Genomic DNA, 21,924 nt, shown 5'->3' with positions numbered 1-21,924 from the left:
GACAGGTCCCTTCTTGTTCCGCTGTTGGATTATGCAGTAACTCGTTTTACATTTCGCCGGCTCTTTAAGCAGGACAATATATTTATAATAACACGCGGATTTTATCGGTTTACTATCCAAAACCAGGCGTTTACTGTCCGAATTCGAAGCTTTACCCGCCAAAATCCCGATTTTACTATCCGGTTCCCTATTTCTCTCATATAACTCCTTACGACTTTCTGTAGTTTATCCATATCCAAAAACGGGGATATGTTACTAAACGATAAAGAGGAGGAGACCTTTTATGAAACTCGAAGTGTTGTGTAACGTTGAGAAGTGCACGTACTGGGCTGAGGGAAATCAATGTGTTGCCGACTCCATTTATGTCGTTGGCCTTGATAACAATGACGCTGATACTGTTGAAGAAACGGCCTGCAAAACCTTTGAGCGAAGACAATAAAAAATATGAAGTGGAACCGGATGGCGGCCAGCCATCCGGTTCTTTGTGTTTTCGCCCGGAAATGGGGGCTGTCCCGCTAAAGGTTGTTGAGTATCCGGGTGTTCCATTCTCGGGAAATAGGGGACAGTCCCCATGGGGGCATGGTATAGTATGTTTTGTGGATTTAAATGGATACTATTTGTAATAGATTATGGAGGATATGTGGTATGCGGAAGAGAAGGGGTACGGAGGTTTCGCACCCGGTTTTGGATAAGCTCCTGGAGATTGGGTATGTGCTGTTTGGTTCTGCGGTTGTGGCGATTGCGTTTAATGTGTTTTTGCTTCCAAATAAGATTGCGTCCGGCGGTGTGAGCGGGATCAGTACGATTCTCCATGCGCTGCTTGGCTGGGAGCCCGCTTATGTACAGTGGGCGTTCAATGTGCCGCTGTTCATTGCCGGCCTGGTTTTTCTGGGAGCACAGTTTGGGGCGAAGACGCTGCTCGGGACGGTTTTCCTTCCGTTCGTGGTCTTCCTGACGAGCGATTGGGAGCCATGGACGACAGATCCGCTGCTTGGTTCGTTGTTCGGCGGTATCGGTGTCGGCCTCGGGCTTGGTGTAGTATTCCGAGGGGGAGCTTCAACCGGCGGGACAGACCTGGCTGCTCAAATTATTAATAAATATACAGGACTCAGCCTCGGGACATGTGTCGCTATCATCGATGGAATGATTGTCCTTGCGGCTGCCATTTTCTTTGATATTGAACGCGGGCTCTATGCCCTGATCGGGCTGTATGTGACGAGCAAAACGATCGACCTCGTACAGGTCGGGATCGGCCGCTCTAAAATGGCCATGGTCATTACAGCCAAGGAAGCGGAAGTCCGCCGCGGCATCATCCATGAAATAGACCGCGGCGTAACAAAACTGTCGGGAATGGGCGGCTATACAGATGACGAGCGGCCTGTGCTGATGTGCGTCGTGGATCAGACGGAATTCATCAAGCTGAAACTGCTGGTGAAAAGCATTGACCCGAATGCTTTTGTAGTGGTCATGGATGCCTCTGAGGTGCTCGGTGAGGGTTTTAAAAGAGTGTGAGCAAGGTATAATGGAAGATGAACGTGCCTGACAACCTGGGGCATATCCAACCAAGGAGCGAATGACGATGAAAAAAAAGCTGATGACCGTATTGCTTGGAACAAGCTTGATCCTGACTGCCTGCGGCGGCGGTGACAATGCAGGTCAAAAGGAAGACGGCGGAAATTCCTCTGAAAATACATCAGGACCTTCTTCTAACGGCGAAAAGCTGTTTCAGCGGAGCTGCTCAAGCTGCCATGGCGAAAAGCTTGAAGGCGGATTCGGCCCTAAACTGACCAATGTCGGGGCTGAGCACTCACAGGAAGAAATTGAAGGAATCATTAAAAATGGTAAAGGGCAGATGCCTGGCAATATCCTTAAAGGCGAGGATGCCAAAGCAGTTGCCGAGTGGCTGGCATCAAAGAAATAAACCCTGAAAGCAGCATTCCTGATCCCAGGAATGCTGCTTTCATTATTTTGGCACGAATATCCAAATAGTAGTTTTCCGGGAATCCCCTGGGGTAAAAAGGAGACGAAGGGTGCTCTTGCCCGGACAAAAAATACCAGGGAGGTTTTTGAATGTTCCATCATGTAAAAGAATTGCAATTCGAAGCGAGGCCCGAAAGGCCGGATCCGTTGTATGCCAAAAAACTGCAGGAGCTGATTGGCGGCCAGTTTGGAGAAATGTCTGTAGCCATGCAATATCTGTTTCAGGGCTGGAGTGTACGCGGAAACGAAAAGTATAAGGATTTGCTTTTAGATATTGGAACAGAAGAAATCGGCCACATTGAAATGCTGGCAACCATGGTAGCAAGACTATTGGACAAGGCTCCTTTAAAAGATCAGGAAGCGGCAGCGAAGGATCCCATCATCGGCAACATCCTGGGCGGCATGAACCCGCAGCATGCGATTGTATCAGGTCTTGGTGCGCGTCCGTCTGATTCAGTCGGCAACCCCTGGCAGGGAGGATATATCATTTCAAGCGGAAACCTGCTTGCGGATTTCCGTGCCAACCTGAATGCTGAATCCCAGGGACGCCTCCAGGCGGTAAGGCTGTATGAAATGACTGATGACCGCGGAGTCAAGGACATGCTGTCTGTGTTGATTGCACGTGACTCCTATCACCAAAATCAATGGGCAGCTGCCATCGCCGAGCTAGAAGAAGCAGAAGGCCTGCTCGTTCCAAGCACCTTCCCGCGTGAAAAAGAGCGGACAGATATCGCGTACTCTCTGTACAACTTCTCGCAGGGCGACGAGGCAGCAGCCGGCCGCTGGGCAAGCGGACCAAGCCTTGACGGACAGGGTGAATATAAATTTGAAGAGCCGCGAATTGAAGGCTCCAGGCCAATCCTCGAGCCGGCGCCGCTCAGTGTACACAATACTCTGCCGGCAGAGGAACTAAAAAAGAACTTAAAATAATCTATTGAAATGAATTAATATGCAAAAACGCCGGGACACCGCCTGGCGTTTTTACATTTTGTTAAATTTTAAGCTTCATGCCCTCATGTGTCGAACTAAATCCCAGCCGCTCATAAAACCGCAAAGCATCCGGTCTTTCTTTATCGGTAGTCAGCTGCACCAGATGACAGCCCCGTTCCTCCGCACGCTGGATAGCCCATTTAATAAGGGCGCTTCCGACACCTTTTCCTCTTGCAGATGCTGCAGTCCGTACTCCTTCGATGGTCGCTCTCCACCCGCCCTGATGAGTGATATACGGAGTGAACGTAATTTGCTGCACTCCGACCACCTCATTTCCGTGGACAGCAACCACCAGCTCATTATTTGGATCAGCTGATATGGCCTCAAAGGCCCGCCTGTAGCTTTCAGGAAGCGGCTGCTCCCAGCGCTCGCGCCTGCTTCCCAGCATATCATCGGCCAGCATAGCAACGATGCTGTCCAGATCCTCCTCCACGGCAGTTCTAAAGTGTATTCCTGCATCCATAAAAGTCCCTCCTCCTGGAAACTGTCTTACTATTATGCTAACCTGTCTGGTGCCATAAGGTAATGATTTTATGTTTATGACCTTGCATAAACAATGGTTATGAGCTCTCAGTTTCGGTTTGAATTTCCGGCAGGGAGAACGTAATAAACAGGTCATTCTAATCATGATAACCAGGGCTGTGTATCTTGAATGAAATGAAACTGTAATATAATTATCCTTAAAACTTATAGGGAGGAGTGTTATAATGTTTTGAGGCAAAAGAAGAAAAGGGGTTGCTTTTTCTTTCATTTTGTCGTTTTTTGTTGTCTGGCAACATCCAATCCATTCAGGTGAATTTTATAATAAATCTTTAAACTAAAAGGCCGGGTGAATTACATGATTGAAATGTCGAATGTGTACAAGACTTATCCGAACGGCGTCACTGCCATAAACGGGATCAACGTCAAGATCAATAAAGGCGAATTCGTTTATGTAGTAGGGCCGAGCGGTGCAGGTAAATCTACTTTTATAAAAATGATGTTCAGGGAAGAAAAGCCGACCAGCGGCTCCATCGTCGTGAATGGGGTGCAGCTGGCAAAGCTCCGTACCACGAAGGTTCCATTGTTCCGCCGGAATCTCGGGGTTGTATTCCAGGATTATAAGCTTCTGCCTACGCTGACCGTTTTCGAGAACGTAGCGTTTGCCATGGAAGTCATTGAAGAGCATCCGAAAGAGATTAAGAGACGCGTAATGGAGGTCCTGGACCTTGTGGGGCTGAAGCATAAAGCGCGCATGGTTCCGACCGAGCTTTCCGGCGGTGAGCAGCAGCGTGTTTCCATTGCAAGAAGTATCGTCAATTCCCCGCAGGTCGTCATAGCGGACGAGCCGACTGGGAACCTTGATCCGGAAACTTCCTGGGAGATCATGAACATTTTTGAGGAAATCAATACACGCGGCACTACTGTCGTGATGGCCACGCATAACCGTGATATAGTCAATAATCTGAAACGCCGTGTAATAGCCATTGAAAATGGGAAAATTGTGCGGGATGAACAGCGAGGTGAGTACGGATATGAGCTTTAGAACCATTCGCCGCCATTTTAGGGAGAGCGGGAAGAACCTGACTCGTAATGGCTGGATGACTTTTGCATCCATCAGTGCCGTAACCGTGACCCTTCTTTTAGTCGGTGTATTTTTTGTAGTAATGATGAACTTGAACCATATAGCTGAAAACGTCCAGAAAGACGTAGAAATCCGCGTTCACCTGGATTCAGCCGCAGACGAAAATAATAAGAAGCTTGTCGGGCAGAAGCTCGAACAGATCCCGGAAGTCAGTACCGTCACTTTTTCTCCAAAGGAAAAAGAGCTGAACAATCTGATCAATGAGCTTGGCGAAGACGGCAAGACATTCGAACTGTTTGAACAGGATAATCCGCTTAACGACGTATATGTAGTCAAAACGAAAGAACCTGCTGATGTTATTAAAACAGCAAAATCCGTTGAAAAGTATCCGTCCGTATCAAGTGTAAAATATGGACAGGGTTATGTAGAGAAATTGTTTGATGTGGTCAGCGTTGCCCGTAATATCGGGATTGTATTAATCCTTGGCTTATTATTTACCGCAATGTTCCTCATTTCAAACACCATAAAGATAACAATTGTTGCCAGAAGAAAAGAAATTGAGATCATGAGATTAGTAGGAGCCACCAACAGCTTTATCCGCTGGCCGTTCTTCCTTGAAGGAGCCTGGCTCGGAGTCCTTGGGGCTGTCATCCCGGTTGCATTCATCGCGGCCGCCTACCACTATATTTATGATTTCGTTTCACCTCGGATCCAGATCAAGTTCGTGGAATTGTTGGAAGTAAATCCGTTCATCTGGCAGGTTTCTCTCATCCTGCTTGCACTCGGCGCCGTCATCGGTATCTGGGGAAGCATGATGTCTGTGAGGAAGTTCCTGAAGGTATAAAGTGAAAAAGGGTGAGGCTCCATTACAGGGAGCTTCACCCTTTTTATTTTATCCATTAAACGGGGTATTTTTTGCGCGTTCAGTCTCAACAATCCGATCCGGATCAGTTTCGTATAACTCCTGGGTGCGGGCGGGCGCAGGCCTCAAAAACTGCACAATCAAAAATAGCGTAATGATTATGATAAACGGCCAGAACATGGAGAACTCCCCCTTTGTATAAAAAGCTGCGGCTTTTACAATATTATAGTATATATTGAATATTTTGACAAATGCAGCAGCTGCTGTATAACCGAGAAGAGAGAAGATAAAGGGTATATTAGCGGGTTAAACCATCCCTTGTCATTCATTTAGAACCATTTCTGCAGAAATCCCATCTGATTTAGGTTCTAAGGGTCCCTTTTGAACCAATTCTTCCCGGATCACAGCCGGTTTTGGTTCTAATCATGCATTTAGAACCATTACTGCTGAAATCTCAGCCTTTTAATGTTCTAATCCTTCCATTAGGACCAATTCTTCCTGGATTGCATCCGATTTTGGTTCTAATCATGCATTTAGAACCATTTCTTCTCAAATCCGAGCTGTTTTAGGTTCTAATTATTCAAGAACCAATTATCCCTGGCTGCCAGCTGGTTCCGGTCCTGCCAGCAGGATGTCTCCACGCCGTCCCAGTTTTATTTACAGCCGCCAGCCATTTTCGTCCCCCTCCCGCCAAACCTGTTCATAAAATCCAGCCCCCTTTCATATATAACTAAGGACAAGTACCAGATTCGTTAGGATGTGAGAGAGGAGCTTAGTATGGCTAAAAAGTGGGTAGTGCCGCTGACGGCTGCTGTTTCGCTGACTGTTGGGGCAGCGGGCGGTGTGTACGGCGGAGTGAAGTATGGAGGCGGGGATTTGGGGGGCAAAGAACTCCAGAACGAGCAGCAGAGCGGTACGGCCGCTGAGGAAAAGTCTTTGGTAAAGGTACATCAGGCTTATCAGCTGATAAAGGATAATTATGTAGAGAAGGTAACGGGTCAGAAGCTTGAGGAGGGAGCCATCCAGGGGATGCTGTCCACCTTGAAGGATCCGTATTCAGTTTATATGAATAAGGAAACAGCTCAGCAATTTAATGAGGCACTCGATTCGTCTTTTGAAGGCATCGGCACGGAGATCGGAGAGGAAGACGGCAAGATTATTATCATATCCCCCTATAAGAATTCACCTGCCGAAAAGGCCGGCCTGAAGCCGCGCGACCAGATTCTTAAGGTGAACGGCGACAGTGTGGAGGGATTGAATCTGTATGATACCCGTCTGAAAATCAGGGGTAAAAAGGGGTCTGCGGTGAAGCTTGAAATCAAGCGGCCTGGTGTTTCCAATCCGATTGTTGTGAAAATGGTGCGTGATACAATCCCTATTCATACGGTTGAGTCCAAGGTTAAGGAACAGAATGGAGAAAAGATAGGCTATATTGCCCTCACTTCCTTTTCGGAGCATACGGCAGAGGATTTTGAAAAAGAGCTGGGAAAGCTGGAAGGGAAAAATATCAAAGGCCTGGTCATTGATGTGAGGGGAAATCCAGGCGGCCTGCTTTCATCCGTTGAGGCAATTCTGGGTGAATTCGTAACTAAGGAAAAGCCGTATATCCAGATTCAGAAGCGGAATGGAGACCGTAAAAAGTATTTCACAACACTTGGTAAAGAAAAGCCTTACGGAGTGGCCGTCCTGATTGATAAGGGAAGCGCGTCTGCTTCCGAAATCCTCGCAGGGGCGCTGCATGAGGCAGAGGGCTATCAGCTGATCGGCGAGCGCACCTTCGGAAAAGGAACTGTCCAGCAGGCAGTGCCGATGGAGGATGGCAGCAATATCAAGCTGACTCTGTATAAGTGGCTTACGCCTGAAGGAAATTGGATTCATAAAAAGGGCATAGATCCGACCATTGAGGTTGCCCAGCCGGATGCCTTCCATTCGCAGCCTCTGGATGTTTCGGAACCATTTGGAAGAGACAGCAACGACGAGCAGATCAAGCATGCCCAGGAAATGCTGAACAGCCTCGGTTTTGAGACAGGCCGTGAAGATGGTTATTTCGATTTGCGGACTGAAATTGCCGTTAAGGCGTTCCAGGCACAGCAGGATTTAAAACAAACCGGGATTCTCGATAGCAGGACGGCTGATGGCTTGGTGGCAGCTGTCCAGGACTATATTAAGGACGAAGAACATGATCTGCAGCTGCAGATGGCATTAAGCTATCTCGCAAAATAAAAGACGAACCCTCAGGCATATGGTGCCTGAGGGTTTCTTATGGTTATTCGGCTTTCTTTAATCCTTTGAATGGAATATTATCAATTCCCAGCTCAGCCAGCTGTTTTTCCGCCTTATCAATCAAGGCCTGAGCTTTTTTCTTTGTATCGGCATCAAGGCCGTTCAGTGCTTTTTCAAGGCCTTTTCTTTTTTCGGGCAGGCCGGCACCCAGCTTCTGCAATTTCTCCTTCGCATCCGCTTCAGTGATCTTACCAGCCTTCAGCTGTTCCATGATATTGCGCGCCTTTTCTTTGTTCTCCTCACTAAGTGAAGCGAAAGGCCCGCCAAATTTTCTGCGTTCCGGCAGGCCGGCACCCAGCTTCTGCAATTTCTCCTTCGCATCCGCTTCAGTGATCTTACCAGCCTTCAGCTGTTCCATAATATCGCGCGCCTTTACTTTGTTCTCATTACTAAGTGAAGCGAAAGGCCCGCCAAATTTTCTGCGTTCCGGCAGGTTGGCACCCAGTTTCTGCAATTTCTCCTTCGCATCCGTCTCAGTGATCTTACCAGCCTTCAGCTGTTCCATGATAGCTCGCGCCTTTACTTTGTTCTCATCACTGAGTGAAGCGAAAGGTCCGCCGCCATGTCCGCCAAATCCTTTCCCTCTTTCCTGCAGGTCCGCACCAAGCTTCTGCAATTGTTCTTTTGCCGCAGCCTCAGTGATCTTGCCATCCCTGAGCTGATCCATAATTGTGCGGGCCTTTTCCTTATTGGCCTCGCTCATAGAAGCGAAAGGCCCGCCGTCACGGCCCCTGAATTTCTTTCCCTTTTCCGGAAGATCTACGCCCAGCTTGTTGAGGTCTGCCTTCAGGCTGCTTAAAATCCTGTTTGCTTCCGCTTTTTGTTTACTGGTAAGTGATGCCTTTACATTCTCTGCCTGCTTGGCTTCCTGTCCTGCCCCCGATTCTGCTGCTGCGAATGCAGCACCTGCCCCGCCAATGATTCCTGCCGTCAGAGCGCCTGTCATGATAAGTCCAGCCAGCTTCTTTTTGTTCATGTACATACCTCCTGTTATAATAAAATTTTGATGTGTATTCCCCGGTGGTTCCCTCATACAATGCCTACTTTATCCGCCGACGGTGAAAAAATGGTGAAAAAAATAGGACAGCCGAAAAAAAATTGAAACCTTTTAAAGGACCAGCCGTATACAGTAGGCGAAGTCATGCAGGAAAGGCTGAGTGCCTTTCGTGTAATATATTGGAACTGTAAATTCCAAAATGATAAAATTTAAGAAGATTTATAAGAATGCCAAACTTGGGGGAGAGTGCAATATGGCCATTTCATTGCAAAAGGGACAAAAGATCGACCTGACAAAGGGCCGGGCCGGACTGACCAATATTACTGTCGGCCTTGGCTGGGATCCTGTGAAGAAAGGCGGTCTGTTCGGAGGACTCCTGGGCGGGGGAGCTGATGTGGATTGTGATGCATCTGTTCTTATGCTAAGCGATCAGGATAAACTGACTGACCAGAAGAAGCTGATCTATTTTGGCAACAAGACGAGCAAATGCCGCAGCGTCAAGCATACCGGCGATAATCTGACCGGTGCGGGCGAAGGCGATGACGAGCAGATTCTTGTTGACTTGAACAGCGTTCCTGCCGATGTACATAAACTGCTGTTTGTGGTGAACATCTATCAGGCTAAGCAGAGAAAACAGCACTTTGGCATGATCAAGAATGCATTCATCCGCATCTTTAACAGCAGCACAGGAGAAGAATTGATCAAGTATAATCTGTCTGATGATTATTCAGGACTTACTTCTCTATTCCCAGGCGAGCTGTACCGCCATAATGGAGAGTGGAAGTTCTCAGCTGTCGGCCAGGGGACGAGCGACCTTTCAATCGGGGATATTGCAAACCGTTACCGCTAATTCAAAAAAATTTAAATAAAAGTGAGGGAATTATAATGGCTATTTCATTATCTAAAGGACAAAAGGTAGATCTTACAAAATCCAATCCGGGACTTCAGAACATTGTGGTCGGACTTGGCTGGGATGTTAACAAATACGATGGCGGCCATGACTTTGACCTGGATTCTTCTGTTTTCTTATTGAACGCTTCCGGTAAATGCGACAATGAGAAGGACTTTATCTTCTTCAACAACCTGGTAGGAGCAAATGGCGCAGTAGAGCATACAGGCGACAACCTGACTGGTGATGGTGACGGCGATGATGAGCAGGTGAAAATCAACCTTTCCCAGGTTCCTGCCAATATCGAGAAGATTACTTTCACCATTACCATCCATGATGCTGAAGCCCGCAGCCAGAACTTCGGGCAGGTTTCCAATGCATTTGCCCGCATTTTCAACCCGGCTAACGGCGAAGAGCTGATCCGCTATGATCTTGGTGAAGATTTCTCCATCGAAACGGCAGTAGTAGTCGGTGAATTATACCGCCACAACGGCGAGTGGAAATTCAATGCAATCGGCAGCGGCTATCAGGGCGGACTGGCTTCACTTGTACGCGACTTTGGATTGAATGTATAATTTCTTACATCTATAAGCAGTTTCTAAGCGGAATTTGCCGTGTGCAAATTCCGCTTTATTGAAAACAGAATCTATAGAAAGGGTGACTTTTATGGCGATTCAATTAGCCAAAGGCCAGCGGATTGATTTGACTAAAACGAACCCAGGCCTGACAAAGGTCATTATCGGTCTAGGCTGGGACACCAACAAATATTCAGGCGGAGCTGATTTTGATCTGGATGCCTCTGCATTCCTTGCCAATGAACAGGGCAAGGTGCAGGATGATTTGGAATTCATTTTTTATAATAATTTAAAAAGTCCAACAGGCGCTGTGGAGCATACCGGGGATAACCGGACCGGCGAAGGGGACGGCGATGATGAGCAGCTGACTGTTGATTTCTCGCTGCTGCCTTCTCATGTGAGCAAGATCGGGATTGCCGTGACCATTCATGACGCAGACACAAGAAAGCAGAACTTCGGCCAGGTATCCAATGCCTTTGTCCGGGTTGTGAATGCGGATGATAACCAGGAGATTCTCCGCTATGACCTTGGCGAGGATTTCTCCATTGAAACCGCAGTCGTCATCTGTGAACTATATAAGCATGGATCTAATTGGAAATTCAATGCGATTGGCAGCGGATTTTCAGGCGGCCTGGCCGCACTCTGCCGCAATTACGGCCTGGAGGTCTAACCCCCTCTGGCTTTTAAGAAAAACAGTTTCATAATGAAGGAGATTAAAAGTTAAATGGAATTCATTCAAGATTTATTATCAAGTTATGGGTCGTTCTTCTCTTGGGATGCCATCAAGACCGTTTTATCTGACCCTGCATCATGGGGAGTCATCGGGACACTGATCATCCTTGAGGGTCTTCTGTCTGCTGATAACGCCCTTGTTCTTGCCGTAATGGTTAAGCATCTACCGAAGGAGCAGCAAAGACGTGCCCTGTTCTACGGAATTCTGGGTGCCTATTTATTCCGCTTCCTGGCTATCGGCCTCGGAGTATTCCTCATAAAAATCACCTGGATCAAGATCGCCGGCGGACTTTATCTCCTTTGGCTCGCAGTTTCCTACTTCATCAAGAAAAATAAGGAAGATGATGAAGAGGAAGTTAAAAACAAGCCGATGGGCTTCTGGCGCACCGTGCTTTCCGTTGAAATCATGGATATTGCCTTCAGTATCGACAGTGTTATCGCAGCGTTTGGTGTATCTGATCAGATCTGGGTCCTGTTCCTTGGGGGAATCCTTGGAGTTCTCATGATGCGTGGAGTGGCACAGGTATTCCTTGCCCTTATTGAGAGAATCCCGGAATTCGAAACCACTGCCTTCGTCATGATCGCCCTCATCGGTATCAAGATGATCGCAAGCCCTTGGTTCCATGTGGAGGAAATAGTTTTCTTCAGCATCCTGGTAGCTGTTTTCCTAAGCACATTCATCGTCCATAAAATCAGGAAAAACCGTTCAAAAGAATCTCATGCAAGCAAGTAAGCTATAGCAAAAGAGGGAAGAAACGCAATTTGTCTCTTCCCTCTTTTTTTATAAAAGCTCTAACTAGAAAAATAACTATTTTATAAGTTATATAAGGAAATTTTATTACTAAACCAGGTTGATTGGAGCGGAAAGCGAGTGCCTGCAGCGGAAATCAACCTGCTTGTTTAAAAGCCTCAACATTTGCGAATACAGCCTTTATTTCCTTAAGAACAAGGAGGATAGCGATGATTACAGCATGGATTGGAAGTTTGGCTTTCTTTGCCGTAGCTGTTTTGTACATCTTGCTGGTTTTAGGTTTTCCTTACGGAGATTTTGCAATGGGTGGAAGGTATAAAGTAATGCCTAAACAAATGAGGATAGCATGCTTTATCTCGGTATGCATTCAGTTCGCTGCCATCCTGTTTTTGCTGCAGGCAGGTCATGTCATTGCGATAGCTGCTTTAAGAAGCATGGCAACAGGAGCTTGTTATGTTTTTGCATTCTATTTAATCATCAATACCATTATGAATGCCTTTTCCAAAAGCAAGAAGGAAAGGCTTGTTATGACACCATTATCACTTCTCACAGCGATTTGTTTTCTGGTGACGGCGATGAACAGTTAATGAACAGTCTTTCAGGGTGAAAAGGGCGGTTACTTAAGAGAAAGTCAATAATAGATATTAATGGAGCCAGATAAAAAATGTAAAAATTTGGTTCATCCATTCCGAAACAGGGAATGTATAATTGTTATGCTGCGTATAAAAGGTTACCACATAGTAGGTTAGTAGAGCAGGGAGGAAATCATGGTGAAGCACTTTGGTTATTTAGAAAAAGAAGAAAGAAGACAGATTTTTAAGCATGAGCCAGTCGAGTTCACCAGGAATTCCGATTCAGAGCTTTTATCGCATGCTCTCGGCGCAGCGCTTTATATGCCCGGCACCCGCTCGCGGATCTCTAATGATGTACTATCTGGTAAATTTTTATCTGGGGCGCATGAGGGCCTGACTTCCATGGTGGTCTGTCTTGAGGATTCGATTGCCGATGGCGAGGTAGAGGGAGCAGAGCTTAATCTTGTCACACAGCTGCAGGATATTAAGCGTGCGGTTGACACGGGCCTTTTCCGCATGCAGGATTTGCCGCTTATCTTTGTCAGGATCCGGAATGCCGGCCAGCTTCATAAGCTTGCTGATAATCTTGGCGGTGCTCTTGAGCTGTTAAGCGGCTTTGTGTTCCCGAAATTTAACGCTAAAGATGGAGAGGTTTATCTTAAGACTCTATCGGAGATAAATCGGGACTATTCTCATCAGCTCTTTGCCATGCCCATTCTTGAAACGCCCGAGATTATTTATAAAGAATCCCGGCTGGACACATTATTGTCCATAAAGAATCTCCTGGACCGGTACCGTGGGATGATATTAAATGTGAGAATCGGCGCGACAGACTTCTCCGGCTTATTTGGCATTCGCCGGGACCGGGATACAACGATTTACAATATCCATGTAATTTCTGACTGCATTACCGATATAATCAATGTATTCGGCAGGCAGGATGGCTATGTAATATCAGGTCCGGTATGGGAATATTTCGGGAGGCAGAGGATCCTGAAGCCCAGGATCAGGCAGACTCCTTTTGAGGTTTCAAGCGAAGGCATGGAGCTGAGAAATGAAATGATCGCTAACAACGATGATGCCTTGATTCATGAAGTGATCCTCGACCGTTCGAACGGAATCATCGGGAAGACGATCATCCATCCTTCCCACATTAAAGCCGTCAATTCGCTGCATGTGGTCACCCACGAGGAATTTTTGGACGCATCCGCTATAATAGAGAGTGCGGAAAGCTTTAATGGAGTGATCAAAAGCAGCTTTTCCAATAAAATGAATGAAATAAAGCCTCATTATAATTGGGCGAAAAAGATCATTTTAAAGTCAAAAATTTATGGAGTGTTTCATGAAGAACAATCTTTCATTGATCTCCTTACCGCAGGAGCAGGGAAATCAATACACATACAGCATACTAGATAATATAAAAGTGGATATAACTGTCAGGGAGAATCCATTTGGAATCAGCCTGGACACGCTCTTTGGCATGGCTGCCCGCATTAATAAAAAACGCTCCTTCCTATTTGTAAGCAAAGTGCTTGGAAAGCATCTGCCTGTCGATCCTGCCGTGGCCCTGCTGACGGGTGCGTCGCTTGCTGCCCGTTATGCAGAAAAAGTGTACGGCTTGACGCATCCCTATATACAGGAGCTGATTGGCGGCATTACGGGTGAGCACCAGCCGAATGCCCGGCTGCTTAATTATCATATCGAGCTTCCGGAGCCGGCCCTTTTTATCGGTTTTGCGGAGACGGCCACAGCGCTTGGGCATTCTGTTTTTGATTTTTGCGAGAATGCGAGTTTCTTCCATACTACACGGGAGCAGATTTTGGATGCAGAGTCTGTTATTACGTTTGAAGAGGAGCATTCCCACGCCACATCGCACCGATGCTATGTGGATGCCTCCTGGCTTAATAACAGCCGCCCGGTTGTCCTGGTTGATGATGAAGTGACAACAGGCAAGACGGCCTTAAATATTATTGAAAGCATCCATGCGAAATTCCCGCGGAGCGAGTATACGGTGGTATCGATCCTTGACTGGCGTTCGGAGGAGAACAGGGCGAGATATCGTGCCCTTGAGGACCGTCTTGGTATTACCATTCATGAAGTATCGCTTATCTCAGGCGAAATTGAGGCTATTGGCAGCTCCTTAGAAGGAAAACAGAAGAGTTCTGTTTTCAAAGACCGTCCTGCGACGGTCAAGACGATCGACATGACCCCGCTTGAGATCCCAGTCACTGATTTTGTTTCAGAAGAGGGGCCGTCTGCGCCGTACCTGAAAGATACTGGCAGATTCGGAATGTGGGACAGCGCGAAGTTTGATGCTTCGCACTGGTTGGACCGGGCAGCGTCATATCTTGCCGGCAGGCGGGAAGGTGAAAGAACACTGTGCCTTGGGACCGGCGAATTCATGTTTATTCCGATGAAGCTCGCTTCTCTCATGGGAAAGGGAATCAGTTATCAATCTACCACAAGAAGCCCGATCCACCCTTCAGGCAGGCTCGGCTATGCTATTTCGCATGCCTTCAGCTATACAAGCCCGGAGCATCCTGACACCACTAACTATTTTTACAACATCGAGCCGGACATGTATGACGAGGTGTTTCTGTTCCTCGAACGGGAAGTGCCGGAAGAAGCGCTGGCACCGCTCCTCGCCCAGCTTGAAAAAGTGATTCCGCTTATTCATGTCGTGCCGATGAGTACCGCGGCCGGGAGGGAATAATCATGGAAACCATCCAAACAGTCAGAAGCAGCTACCGTGAGCAGGATGTTATCTTCCTCTTGAAGGATATCAGCAATGCCAATCTTGAACAGAACACAGAGGATCGGGAAAAGCAGATGCAGACGGGCGGCCATTACTCGGAATCGCTTCCGATTGAATATCAGCCTTCAGCGGAATATACTGACCTTTTCCACGAGTCGCTCGAACGCCACAAATTGAGGCTGGCAGAAGCTGTCCGTACAGCCGCTGAAAAAATCCGCGCCGAAAAAGGAGACAGCATCATCCTCGTTTCTCTTGCGCGTGCAGGAACTCCTGTAGGCATCCTGATCAAAAGATACCTGGCGCATGCTTTCGGTATCAAGGTGCCGCATTATAGTGTATCCATCATCAGGGGACGGGGACTGGATCTCAATGCATTAGACTATATCGTCAATAAGCATGGTGCAGAAGCTGTCCAATTTGTGGACGGCTGGACCGGCAAAGGCGCGGTCACAAAAGAACTGGTTAGCTCTGTTGCAAAGTTTAATGCATCCCGGGGCACAGAGGTTTCGGCGGGCCTCGCAGTCCTTGCCGATCCGGGTGAATGTGCGGATATTTACGGAACGCGCGAGGATTTCCTGATTCCGAGTGCCTGTCTGAACTCTACTGTCTCCGGACTTGTCAGCCGCACGGTATTGAACTCTGATTTAATCGGACCGGATGATTTTCATGGAGCTAAGTATTATCAAGAATTTGAAACTGCGGATTTATCAAATGACTTTATTGATAAGGTTACGGCATGCTACCCTGCAACTATCGGGCGGGAGGCTTCAAGTCTTCCGAAAACCTGGAGGGGTCTTCGGGATATTGAAAAGGTGCAGGATTTATTCGGCATTGGAAACATAAATCTGATTAAACCGGGTGTCGGGGAGACAACCAGGGTGCTGCTGCGCAGGGTTCCGTGGAAAATCCTTGTGAAGGATGCGGAGAATCCTGAACTGAAGCATATTCTGTATCTGGCAGAAGAGCGCGGTGTACCGGTGGAAATTTATAGCGATATGACGTATTCCTGCATGGGCCTGATACAGCGGGTTGGAGGGGAACAATGATATTCGCTACCGATTTAGACCGGACCATAATCTACTCCAGGCGAGCCTGCGGCAGCGAGCTCGAACGTGATGATATTGCGGTGGTCGAGAAGACATCAGAACGGGAAATTTCCTATATGACCGAAAAGGGAATTGAACTGCTCCGAAAAGTTAATCAAACGATTGATTTAATTCCGGTGACCACGAGGACAGTTGATTTATACCACCGGATCGGGCTCTTCCGTGACAGCATTATGCCGAGGTATGCCGTGGTCAGCAATGGCGGAACCATCCTTGCTGATGGCAGACCGGATGAAGAGTGGGCATCACTCCTTAGGCGGAAGCTTGAAGATGAGTGTGCACCCCATCAGGATGTGATGAAAAAGCTTGAAGAAATCCAGCATGAGGACTGGGCGCTTGGCTCCCGGGTGTGTGACGATTTGTTCTGCTTTACAAGTGTCCGGGATGAACAGGTTCCGCACGATGTTATTGAAGATTTCGGCCATTGGCTTAAGGGTCAGGGCTGGAGTCTTTCCCTGCAGGAAAGGAAGCTGTATCTGCTCCCGAATGCAGTCAATAAATGGGCGGCGGTCGCTTACCTGAAGGAAAGAACCGGTGCCGGAGCGGTTGCCGCCGCCGGGGACTCTCTGCTTGATATGTGCATGCTGGAAGTCGCAGATATTGCCTACACGCCCCGGCATGGAGAGCTTTTCCAAAAGGGAAGCGGTCTTCCCAGCAGGGTAAAGGTGACAAAATCAGCCGGCATTTCAGCCGCAGAGGAGATCCTTGAGGGCGTCCTTGGGTCTTTTGAAGGAATTATCGTTGGGAACACTGATGAAAGTGGTGTAAGATAGTACTATACTGATTTTATTGGAAAGAAGCTGAAAAAGATGCCTAAATTTCTCTCTTCTCAGTTTATTGACATAAAACAAGAGGATTGGGCAGGCATCCTGAGAACTCCAGTTGATTCGAGGGGTACACCGGCAGCCGGGGAAGGACATTCCTCCAGACAGGTAGCGGGAGTTTTTCTTGGGGTGCATCCCGATCCGGATGATTATCTGGAGCTGCTCTATAAGCTCGCCCATGAATTTCCTGTGAACGTGACCATCCTAAGTGAAAATCTCAATAAGCAGATCGAGCCGGAGAAATTCCAGGCAGTCCAGAGAATCCTGATGATCCTTCAAAATGAAAAGCTTTCCATCAACCGGTTCATCGCCTTTATGGAAGGCGAGAAGCTGATTCCCCAATTCCAGGATCCCGGGAGCCAGAAAAAAATCCGGGAAGCATTCAAAACAGTGCTTGAGCGGTTTGATGAAGGAAACACCGGCGGCCTGCAGCATCCGGATTTCCGGAGGACGTCTGTTGATCTTGTAAAATGGATGTGGAATCACGCTTATCCATGGATGGAGGCAGCGGGATTTCCCGCCAGCGCCCCGAAAATACTCTGGTATGGCCCTGCATCAAAGAGCGAGGCATACTTTTTATACTTCCTGATTCTGCTGGGCCTGGATGTGCTGATTTTCAACCCGGCCGGGAGCAATGACCTGAAGACAGCGGACACCGAGCATGAAATTCCGGTCCTCGAGTTTGGTTCTGTCCAGGAAAAGCTTGTTCCCATCCCAGAAACCAAGCCGGTCAGAAGAACGACGGTCGCCTTCCGTGCCTCCAGGGAAATTGAACGGGTCCTCCACACGGATGACTCCATGCTGTATAAGCCGTGGCAGTTCAGATCTTATACCCCCGCCGGCCTTACACTTAAGACAACGTACGATGAGCTCTTCATTTTGGCTAAAGAAAAAGCCTTTGTCCGGCCGAACTTTGAGGTACGGGATGAGACAGTCTGGATTCCGAATCTATTCGCAAAGGTATCCGGCATCTCAAAGAATCGCCGGGAATACTGGGACAGGGCCAGGGCATTCTCGGAGGGGGAACTGGCACTTAAAATCAGTGCCTACCCATTTTCCCGGGAAGGAAAGGCAAACCATGTGTTCCACTATCAGCACTCGCTTGGAAAAGACGGCACCCTTGATCCCGAAAAGATGCTCGAAGGGTCGTGGTGGCGGTATAAACAGCTTCCTTCCGGACTCCAGCACGGCATAGCTCATGCCATATCCCGGTATTGTGCAAACCCGAGATTGAAAAAACTGCAGCATGAAAGCAGGCAGGACCTGCAGCTGTATCTGTTCAATCAGGCGATGGACATCCCGCTGGATACGATGAGGCTGCTGCAGAAGTTTGATTATGCGCAGGAAGTGCCGCGTCTCGTGCTCTTCAAGTCTGATCAGGGCGGGAACCACATGAGCCGCTCCGATGCCAGCCTTCTCCTCCTGTTGAATGAAATTGGGGTAGACATCATCATCCTTAATCCGACCGGACAGAATGACATCGAAATGTATGTGGATGAAGAGCAGTATGACACTCATTGGCTTGAGGATGTAAGCTTTGAACAGGATACCGGCGAGACTTCGCTGTTTAAGAAATTCTTCAAAAAAATCTTCTAAAAAGGGGACAGACGTATGAACAATCCTAATTCTCTTGAAACGATCAGCCTCGAAAAGATAGATGAAACGATGGAACAGCAGCCATCGGAGCTGAAGGTCCAGCTCAGGAACCATCCTGAAGTCACACAGCTTGCAAAAAGTATTGACTACAAAAACCAGATCGCCCTGCTTGAATTCGGCAAAGAGCCTGCCAATGAAATCTCGAACTTCTCAGGCAGGATCCTGAATTCCATCAAATCCAGCAGCATGGAAGAGTCCAGCGCACTTATCAAGCATCTCGGCAAGATTATGGACAAGTTCGACAGCAAGGATTTCGCAAAAGAAAAAGGCGGCCTGATTTCAAAGATGTTCAACCGCGGCCAGAAGCTTGTGGAGAAGCTTATGAGCAAATATCAGACCATGGGCTCTGAAATCGATAAGGTGTATGTGGAAATCGTGAAATACGAAGACGATATGAAAAAATCCACGACTACATTAGAACAGCTGTATGAACAGAATTACCTGTATTATATGGAGCTGGAGAAATATATCGTGGCCGGCGAAATGAAATCCGAGGACCTGAAGCAGCAGCTTCCGGAGCTTGAAGCAAAAGCCCAGACAGGAAACCAGCTGGCCGTCATGGAACTCGACAGCATGCGGAATGCCATCGAGCTCATCGACCAGCGCGTTTATGACCTTGAAATGGCCAAGCAGGTTGCCTATCAATCTGCCCCTCAGATCCGGATGCTGCAAAGAGGGAACACGAAGCTGATCGGTAAAATCAACTCAGCCTTTGTGACGACCATCCCGATCTTCAAGTCAGGCCTCATCAATGCAATTGCCGCCAAGAGGCAGAGCCTTGTAGCCGAGTCCATGAGCGAGCTTGACCGCCGCACCAACGAGATGCTGCTGAAGAACGCGCAGAACATCTCCCAGCAAAGCGTCAACATCGCCCGGATGTCCGGCCAGCCAAGCATCAAGGCTGAAACACTCGAAGAAACCTGGCAGATCATCATGCGCGGAATGCAGGAAACCAAAGCTATCGAAGACGAAAACATCCGCATCCGCGAAGAAGGCAAAAAACGCCTCAGCCAGCTCCAGGAGAACTTCAAAAACCGCCAGATCACAGGCTGATAGCAGGGACAGATCCCATGTACCGGGTGCTGTATCCTTTTATATCAACGGATTCACGCACTGCTGTGATTATTTCCCGGACCCTGCTCCATTGTTTGGAGCAGGGTCCTGCTGTTTTTCAGGAGAGTTTTTTATACTGGGAATTACCGGGCAGTAGGGACAGTGCCCCTAAATTTTGATAGAATATAGGCATACATATATACCAGAAAAGGGGATGGTAGACGGTTGGCGCAGGAATGGATTACAGAATTTTTAAGTGGTGCTGGTAAGCTCCTTCTTCATCCTTTATTTTATATAAGCTTCTTGTTTGCGCTCGTCATCGGCGATCTCCGGATCAAGCGGGAGCGCCGTGATTTTAACACCCGTGTCGAGGATATGTACCTAGAGCTCAGGCATGTGCTGCCCTTAGGCCTTGTCATGGGGCTCATCCTGTCAGTCCTTGCCATTATAGCCGGCCTGACAGTCCCGGCTGCCTTGCTCGTGATCATTGCTCTACTGTCGGTTTTGGCATGCGCAGTGTTCAAGCTTAAGCTGCTTTCACCCGCCTTCACTGTGGGGCTGAGTTTCTTCTTTCTGTATTTGATCAACGGCCGGGACATCCCGGTACCGTTATTTGAGGAAGCATTTCAGTCACTGAATGGGGCGGTTTATCCGTCTGCGGCTGTGCTGCTTGGTCTCCTTCTCACGGTGGAAGGGCTGCTGATAGGCAGGGATGGATATATCAAGACTTCACCCAAGCTGATTAAATCCAGGAGGGGGGCGCTTGTCGGGGCCCACGTTTCAAGACGGCTGTGGCTTGTCCCGCTGTTCCTCTTTATTCCCGGAGGAAGTCTAGAGCCGCCATTTTCCTGGTGGCCGGTCTTCACCCTTGGCGAGAGCACCTTCACACCAGTGCTCGTCCCATTCTTGATTGGTTTTTCCCAGAGAGTACAGGGATATCTCCCAAAGGAATCCATTAAACTCAATGGCAGGCGCACAGCCTTTCTCGGTATAATCGTGCTTCTTCTCTCAGCAGCGGGCTGGTTTTATGAAGAACTCGCCATCGCAGCAGCCGGAATGGCGGTGCTTGGAAGGATCTTGCTTCATTTCCTGCAAAAGCAAAGTGAAGAAAGAAGGCCGTTCTACTTCTCAAGACAGGATCAGGGTCTGATGATTCTTGGAATCATCCCAGGATCACCCGCTGCCAGGATGGGCCTCGAAGTGGGCGAGATCGTTACAAAGGTCAATGGAGTCAAAGCGCTGAATGAACAGCAATTCTACGAAGCCCTTCAGCGGAACGGCGCCCACTGCAAGCTCGAAGTACTAAACACCAACGGCCAGATCCGCTTCGTCCAGCGCGCGCTGTATGAAGGCGAGCATCATGAGCTTGGCATTTTGTTTGTTCAGGAGCAGAAGAAAAGGGAAGCTGCAGGATGATTTTGTAAAAATTCGTAATTTCTCGGAATGTGTACAGAATTAATCGGAATAACAGAACTGTGAGTTATAACATCTGTTGTCACTAGTTATAATGACTATTGACACTCGTTTATAACTTTAATTGACACAAAAAAGGCTTAAAAACTAGAATTTATTCCAGTTATTAAGCCTTTTTTTATTTATCTTAATTTAAAATATACGGACTATGACATCGGTTTTATAATGGGATTAGAAAGTTTGGTCAAACTCTAAGGGGGAGCTTTGCTTAAAATCATTAGAACAGACCGAATGGATAGAAGCATTAAGGAATTAGAATTAATTGCAAATTTGATTAACGATCCGTTAGTTTTGGCGGGTACAAATTAAGTAATAACAAATGAAGCATAGTTGAATAGACAAGAACTCTGGAATAAAAAATCCCCCTCAAAAAAGTGGGGGATTCTCCTTTAGTATATCAGTAGATTTGGAATCTGTTAGTCTATCTGTTCCGATACCCGTCCCGATCTTTGTCACGGTCTTTGTTACGGTCTCTGTTACGGTCTCTGTTACGGTCTCTGTTACGGTCTCTGTTACGGTCTCTGTTACGGTCTCTGTTACGTTCTCTGTTACGGCCTCTGTCACGTTCTCTGTCACGTTCTCTGTCACGGTCTCTGCCGCAGACTCTGTCGCAGTCTCTGTCACGGTTTCTGTCACGGTCTCTATCGCGTTCTCTGTCATGGTCTCTGTCGCGGTCTCTATTGCGGTCTCTATCACGGCCTCTGTCGTAGGTTACAAACATCAAATTGTCCCAGAACTGCAATTTATTCACCTCCGAAACTTTTATACAAATATAGTATCCACTATTGAAAAAATGGCTTGTGTCAACGTAACCAGTATTAAATATTTTTTATAACAAGATTTGAATCATTTTTAATTTAAG

Annotated in this window: 22 protein-coding genes; 20 read left to right on the top strand and 2 right to left on the bottom strand. The window is 47.6% G+C overall.

What is annotated here, in order from left to right:
- Positions 1–283: 283 nt before the first annotated feature.
- From V1501_RS19185 to V1501_RS19170, 4 genes are all read left to right on the top strand, one after another.
- Entirely contained in the window at positions 284–439 is a 156-nt protein-coding gene (locus V1501_RS19185) for a DUF1540 domain-containing protein (RefSeq protein ID WP_409290473.1), read from the top strand.
- A 206-nt stretch (positions 440–645) separates the two neighbouring features.
- On the top strand, positions 646–1,512 hold the full coding sequence (locus V1501_RS19180; protein WP_409290472.1) for a YitT family protein: 867 nt from the start codon (positions 646–648) through the stop codon (positions 1,510–1,512).
- Between the two features lie 67 nt (positions 1,513–1,579).
- Positions 1,580–1,921, top strand: a complete 342-nt coding sequence (gene cccB, locus V1501_RS19175; protein ID WP_409290471.1) for a cytochrome c551 — start codon at positions 1,580–1,582, stop codon at positions 1,919–1,921.
- Between the two features lie 149 nt (positions 1,922–2,070).
- Positions 2,071–2,910, top strand: a complete 840-nt coding sequence (locus V1501_RS19170; protein WP_409290470.1) for a manganese catalase family protein — start codon at positions 2,071–2,073, stop codon at positions 2,908–2,910.
- 61 nt (positions 2,911–2,971) lie between these two features.
- Here the strand turns inward: V1501_RS19170 and V1501_RS19165 are convergent, their stop codons facing one another.
- Positions 2,972–3,433 carry a GNAT family N-acetyltransferase gene (locus V1501_RS19165; RefSeq protein ID WP_409290469.1) on the bottom strand — a complete coding sequence of 154 codons (462 nt, stop codon included), beginning with the start codon at positions 3,431–3,433 and terminating at the stop codon, positions 2,972–2,974.
- 375 nt (positions 3,434–3,808) lie between these two features.
- Between V1501_RS19165 and ftsE the strand changes: the two genes are divergently transcribed.
- The 3 genes from ftsE (at position 3,809) to V1501_RS19150 (ending at position 7,619) form a co-directional block, all read left to right on the top strand.
- Positions 3,809–4,495, top strand: coding sequence for a cell division ATP-binding protein FtsE (ftsE, locus tag V1501_RS19160; RefSeq protein ID WP_409290468.1), 687 nt, complete (start codon positions 3,809–3,811; stop codon positions 4,493–4,495).
- Complete coding sequence (gene ftsX, locus V1501_RS19155) at positions 4,485–5,378, top strand: permease-like cell division protein FtsX (protein WP_409290467.1); 894 nt, start codon at positions 4,485–4,487, stop codon at positions 5,376–5,378. The genes ftsE and ftsX overlap by 11 nt, the downstream gene beginning before the upstream one ends.
- Positions 5,379–6,173: 795 nt before the next feature.
- Complete coding sequence (locus V1501_RS19150) at positions 6,174–7,619, top strand: S41 family peptidase (protein WP_409290466.1); 1,446 nt, start codon at positions 6,174–6,176, stop codon at positions 7,617–7,619.
- A 43-nt stretch (positions 7,620–7,662) separates the two neighbouring features.
- Here the strand turns inward: V1501_RS19150 and V1501_RS19145 are convergent, their stop codons facing one another.
- On the bottom strand, positions 7,663–8,655 hold the full coding sequence (locus V1501_RS19145; protein WP_409290465.1) for a hypothetical protein: 993 nt from the start codon (positions 8,653–8,655) through the stop codon (positions 7,663–7,665).
- Between the two features lie 274 nt (positions 8,656–8,929).
- Here V1501_RS19145 and V1501_RS19140 point away from each other — a divergent pair, with 274 nt between their 5' ends.
- From V1501_RS19140 to V1501_RS19080, 13 genes are all read left to right on the top strand, one after another.
- Positions 8,930–9,526, top strand: coding sequence for a TerD family protein (locus V1501_RS19140; RefSeq protein ID WP_409290464.1), 597 nt, complete (start codon positions 8,930–8,932; stop codon positions 9,524–9,526).
- Positions 9,527–9,561: 35 nt separating this feature from the next.
- Complete coding sequence (locus V1501_RS19135; RefSeq protein WP_409290463.1) at positions 9,562–10,140, top strand: TerD family protein; 579 nt, start codon at positions 9,562–9,564, stop codon at positions 10,138–10,140.
- A gap of 91 nt (positions 10,141–10,231) precedes the next feature.
- Positions 10,232–10,810 (top strand): TerD family protein, encoded by a 579-nt coding sequence (locus V1501_RS19130; protein WP_409290462.1) that lies wholly within the window; start codon positions 10,232–10,234, stop codon positions 10,808–10,810.
- A gap of 54 nt (positions 10,811–10,864) precedes the next feature.
- On the top strand, positions 10,865–11,605 hold the full coding sequence (locus tag V1501_RS19125; protein ID WP_409290461.1) for a TerC family protein: 741 nt from the start codon (positions 10,865–10,867) through the stop codon (positions 11,603–11,605).
- 227 nt (positions 11,606–11,832) lie between these two features.
- A complete protein-coding gene (locus V1501_RS19120) occupies positions 11,833–12,210 on the top strand; it encodes a hypothetical protein (RefSeq protein WP_409290460.1) in 378 nt (125 codons plus the stop codon).
- A gap of 183 nt (positions 12,211–12,393) precedes the next feature.
- A complete protein-coding gene (locus V1501_RS19115) occupies positions 12,394–13,611 on the top strand; it encodes an HpcH/HpaI aldolase/citrate lyase family protein (protein WP_409293462.1) in 1,218 nt (405 codons plus the stop codon).
- Positions 13,538–14,908: a phosphoribosyltransferase family protein gene (locus V1501_RS19110; protein WP_409290459.1), complete on the top strand. Its 1,371-nt coding sequence runs from the start codon at positions 13,538–13,540 to the stop codon at positions 14,906–14,908. Before V1501_RS19115 ends, V1501_RS19110 begins: the two co-directional genes overlap by 74 nt.
- Before the next feature lie 2 nt (positions 14,909–14,910).
- On the top strand, positions 14,911–15,996 hold the full coding sequence (locus V1501_RS19105) for a cysteine protease StiP family protein (protein ID WP_409290458.1): 1,086 nt from the start codon (positions 14,911–14,913) through the stop codon (positions 15,994–15,996).
- Positions 15,993–16,829 carry an HAD family hydrolase gene (locus V1501_RS19100; protein WP_409290457.1) on the top strand — a complete coding sequence of 279 codons (837 nt, stop codon included), beginning with the start codon at positions 15,993–15,995 and terminating at the stop codon, positions 16,827–16,829. The genes V1501_RS19105 and V1501_RS19100 overlap by 4 nt, the downstream gene beginning before the upstream one ends.
- A gap of 36 nt (positions 16,830–16,865) precedes the next feature.
- Entirely contained in the window at positions 16,866–18,476 is a 1,611-nt protein-coding gene (locus V1501_RS19095; RefSeq protein WP_409290456.1) for a YceG family protein, read from the top strand.
- A 15-nt stretch (positions 18,477–18,491) separates the two neighbouring features.
- Positions 18,492–19,589 (top strand): toxic anion resistance protein, encoded by a 1,098-nt coding sequence (locus V1501_RS19090; protein WP_409290455.1) that lies wholly within the window; start codon positions 18,492–18,494, stop codon positions 19,587–19,589.
- Positions 19,590–19,814: 225 nt separating this feature from the next.
- Positions 19,815–21,005 carry a PDZ domain-containing protein gene (locus V1501_RS19085; protein ID WP_409290454.1) on the top strand — a complete coding sequence of 397 codons (1,191 nt, stop codon included), beginning with the start codon at positions 19,815–19,817 and terminating at the stop codon, positions 21,003–21,005.
- Between the two features lie 463 nt (positions 21,006–21,468).
- Positions 21,469–21,897 (top strand): hypothetical protein, encoded by a 429-nt coding sequence (locus V1501_RS19080; protein WP_409290453.1) that lies wholly within the window; start codon positions 21,469–21,471, stop codon positions 21,895–21,897.
- The last annotated feature ends 27 nt before the right edge of the window (positions 21,898–21,924 follow it).

The organism is Paraperibacillus esterisolvens, assembly GCF_046237625.1.
In the GTDB taxonomy this organism is placed as follows: Bacteria; Bacillota; Bacilli; order Bacillales; family DSM-1321; genus Paraperibacillus; species Paraperibacillus esterisolvens.
Note: the sequence above shows the minus strand (reverse complement) of the source record. Positions and strands in the feature narration are given on the sequence as shown.

Coding starts and splice junctions, on each gene's coding strand:
- V1501_RS19185 (WP_409290473.1), top strand. CDS start 284: ATGAAACTCGAAGTGTTGTGTAACGTTGAGAAGTGCACGTACTGGGCT.
- V1501_RS19180 (WP_409290472.1), top strand. CDS start 646: ATGCGGAAGAGAAGGGGTACGGAGGTTTCGCACCCGGTTTTGGATAAG.
- cccB (WP_409290471.1), top strand. CDS start 1,580: ATGAAAAAAAAGCTGATGACCGTATTGCTTGGAACAAGCTTGATCCTG.
- V1501_RS19170 (WP_409290470.1), top strand. CDS start 2,071: ATGTTCCATCATGTAAAAGAATTGCAATTCGAAGCGAGGCCCGAAAGG.
- V1501_RS19165 (WP_409290469.1), bottom strand. CDS start 3,433: ATGGATGCAGGAATACACTTTAGAACTGCCGTGGAGGAGGATCTGGAC.
- ftsE (WP_409290468.1), top strand. CDS start 3,809: ATGATTGAAATGTCGAATGTGTACAAGACTTATCCGAACGGCGTCACT.
- ftsX (WP_409290467.1), top strand. CDS start 4,485: ATGAGCTTTAGAACCATTCGCCGCCATTTTAGGGAGAGCGGGAAGAAC.
- V1501_RS19150 (WP_409290466.1), top strand. CDS start 6,174: ATGGCTAAAAAGTGGGTAGTGCCGCTGACGGCTGCTGTTTCGCTGACT.
- V1501_RS19145 (WP_409290465.1), bottom strand. CDS start 8,655: ATGAACAAAAAGAAGCTGGCTGGACTTATCATGACAGGCGCTCTGACG.
- V1501_RS19140 (WP_409290464.1), top strand. CDS start 8,930: ATGGCCATTTCATTGCAAAAGGGACAAAAGATCGACCTGACAAAGGGC.
- V1501_RS19135 (WP_409290463.1), top strand. CDS start 9,562: ATGGCTATTTCATTATCTAAAGGACAAAAGGTAGATCTTACAAAATCC.
- V1501_RS19130 (WP_409290462.1), top strand. CDS start 10,232: ATGGCGATTCAATTAGCCAAAGGCCAGCGGATTGATTTGACTAAAACG.
- V1501_RS19125 (WP_409290461.1), top strand. CDS start 10,865: ATGGAATTCATTCAAGATTTATTATCAAGTTATGGGTCGTTCTTCTCT.
- V1501_RS19120 (WP_409290460.1), top strand. CDS start 11,833: ATGATTACAGCATGGATTGGAAGTTTGGCTTTCTTTGCCGTAGCTGTT.
- V1501_RS19110 (WP_409290459.1), top strand. CDS start 13,538: ATGAAGAACAATCTTTCATTGATCTCCTTACCGCAGGAGCAGGGAAAT.
- V1501_RS19105 (WP_409290458.1), top strand. CDS start 14,911: ATGGAAACCATCCAAACAGTCAGAAGCAGCTACCGTGAGCAGGATGTT.
- V1501_RS19100 (WP_409290457.1), top strand. CDS start 15,993: ATGATATTCGCTACCGATTTAGACCGGACCATAATCTACTCCAGGCGA.
- V1501_RS19095 (WP_409290456.1), top strand. CDS start 16,866: ATGCCTAAATTTCTCTCTTCTCAGTTTATTGACATAAAACAAGAGGAT.
- V1501_RS19090 (WP_409290455.1), top strand. CDS start 18,492: ATGAACAATCCTAATTCTCTTGAAACGATCAGCCTCGAAAAGATAGAT.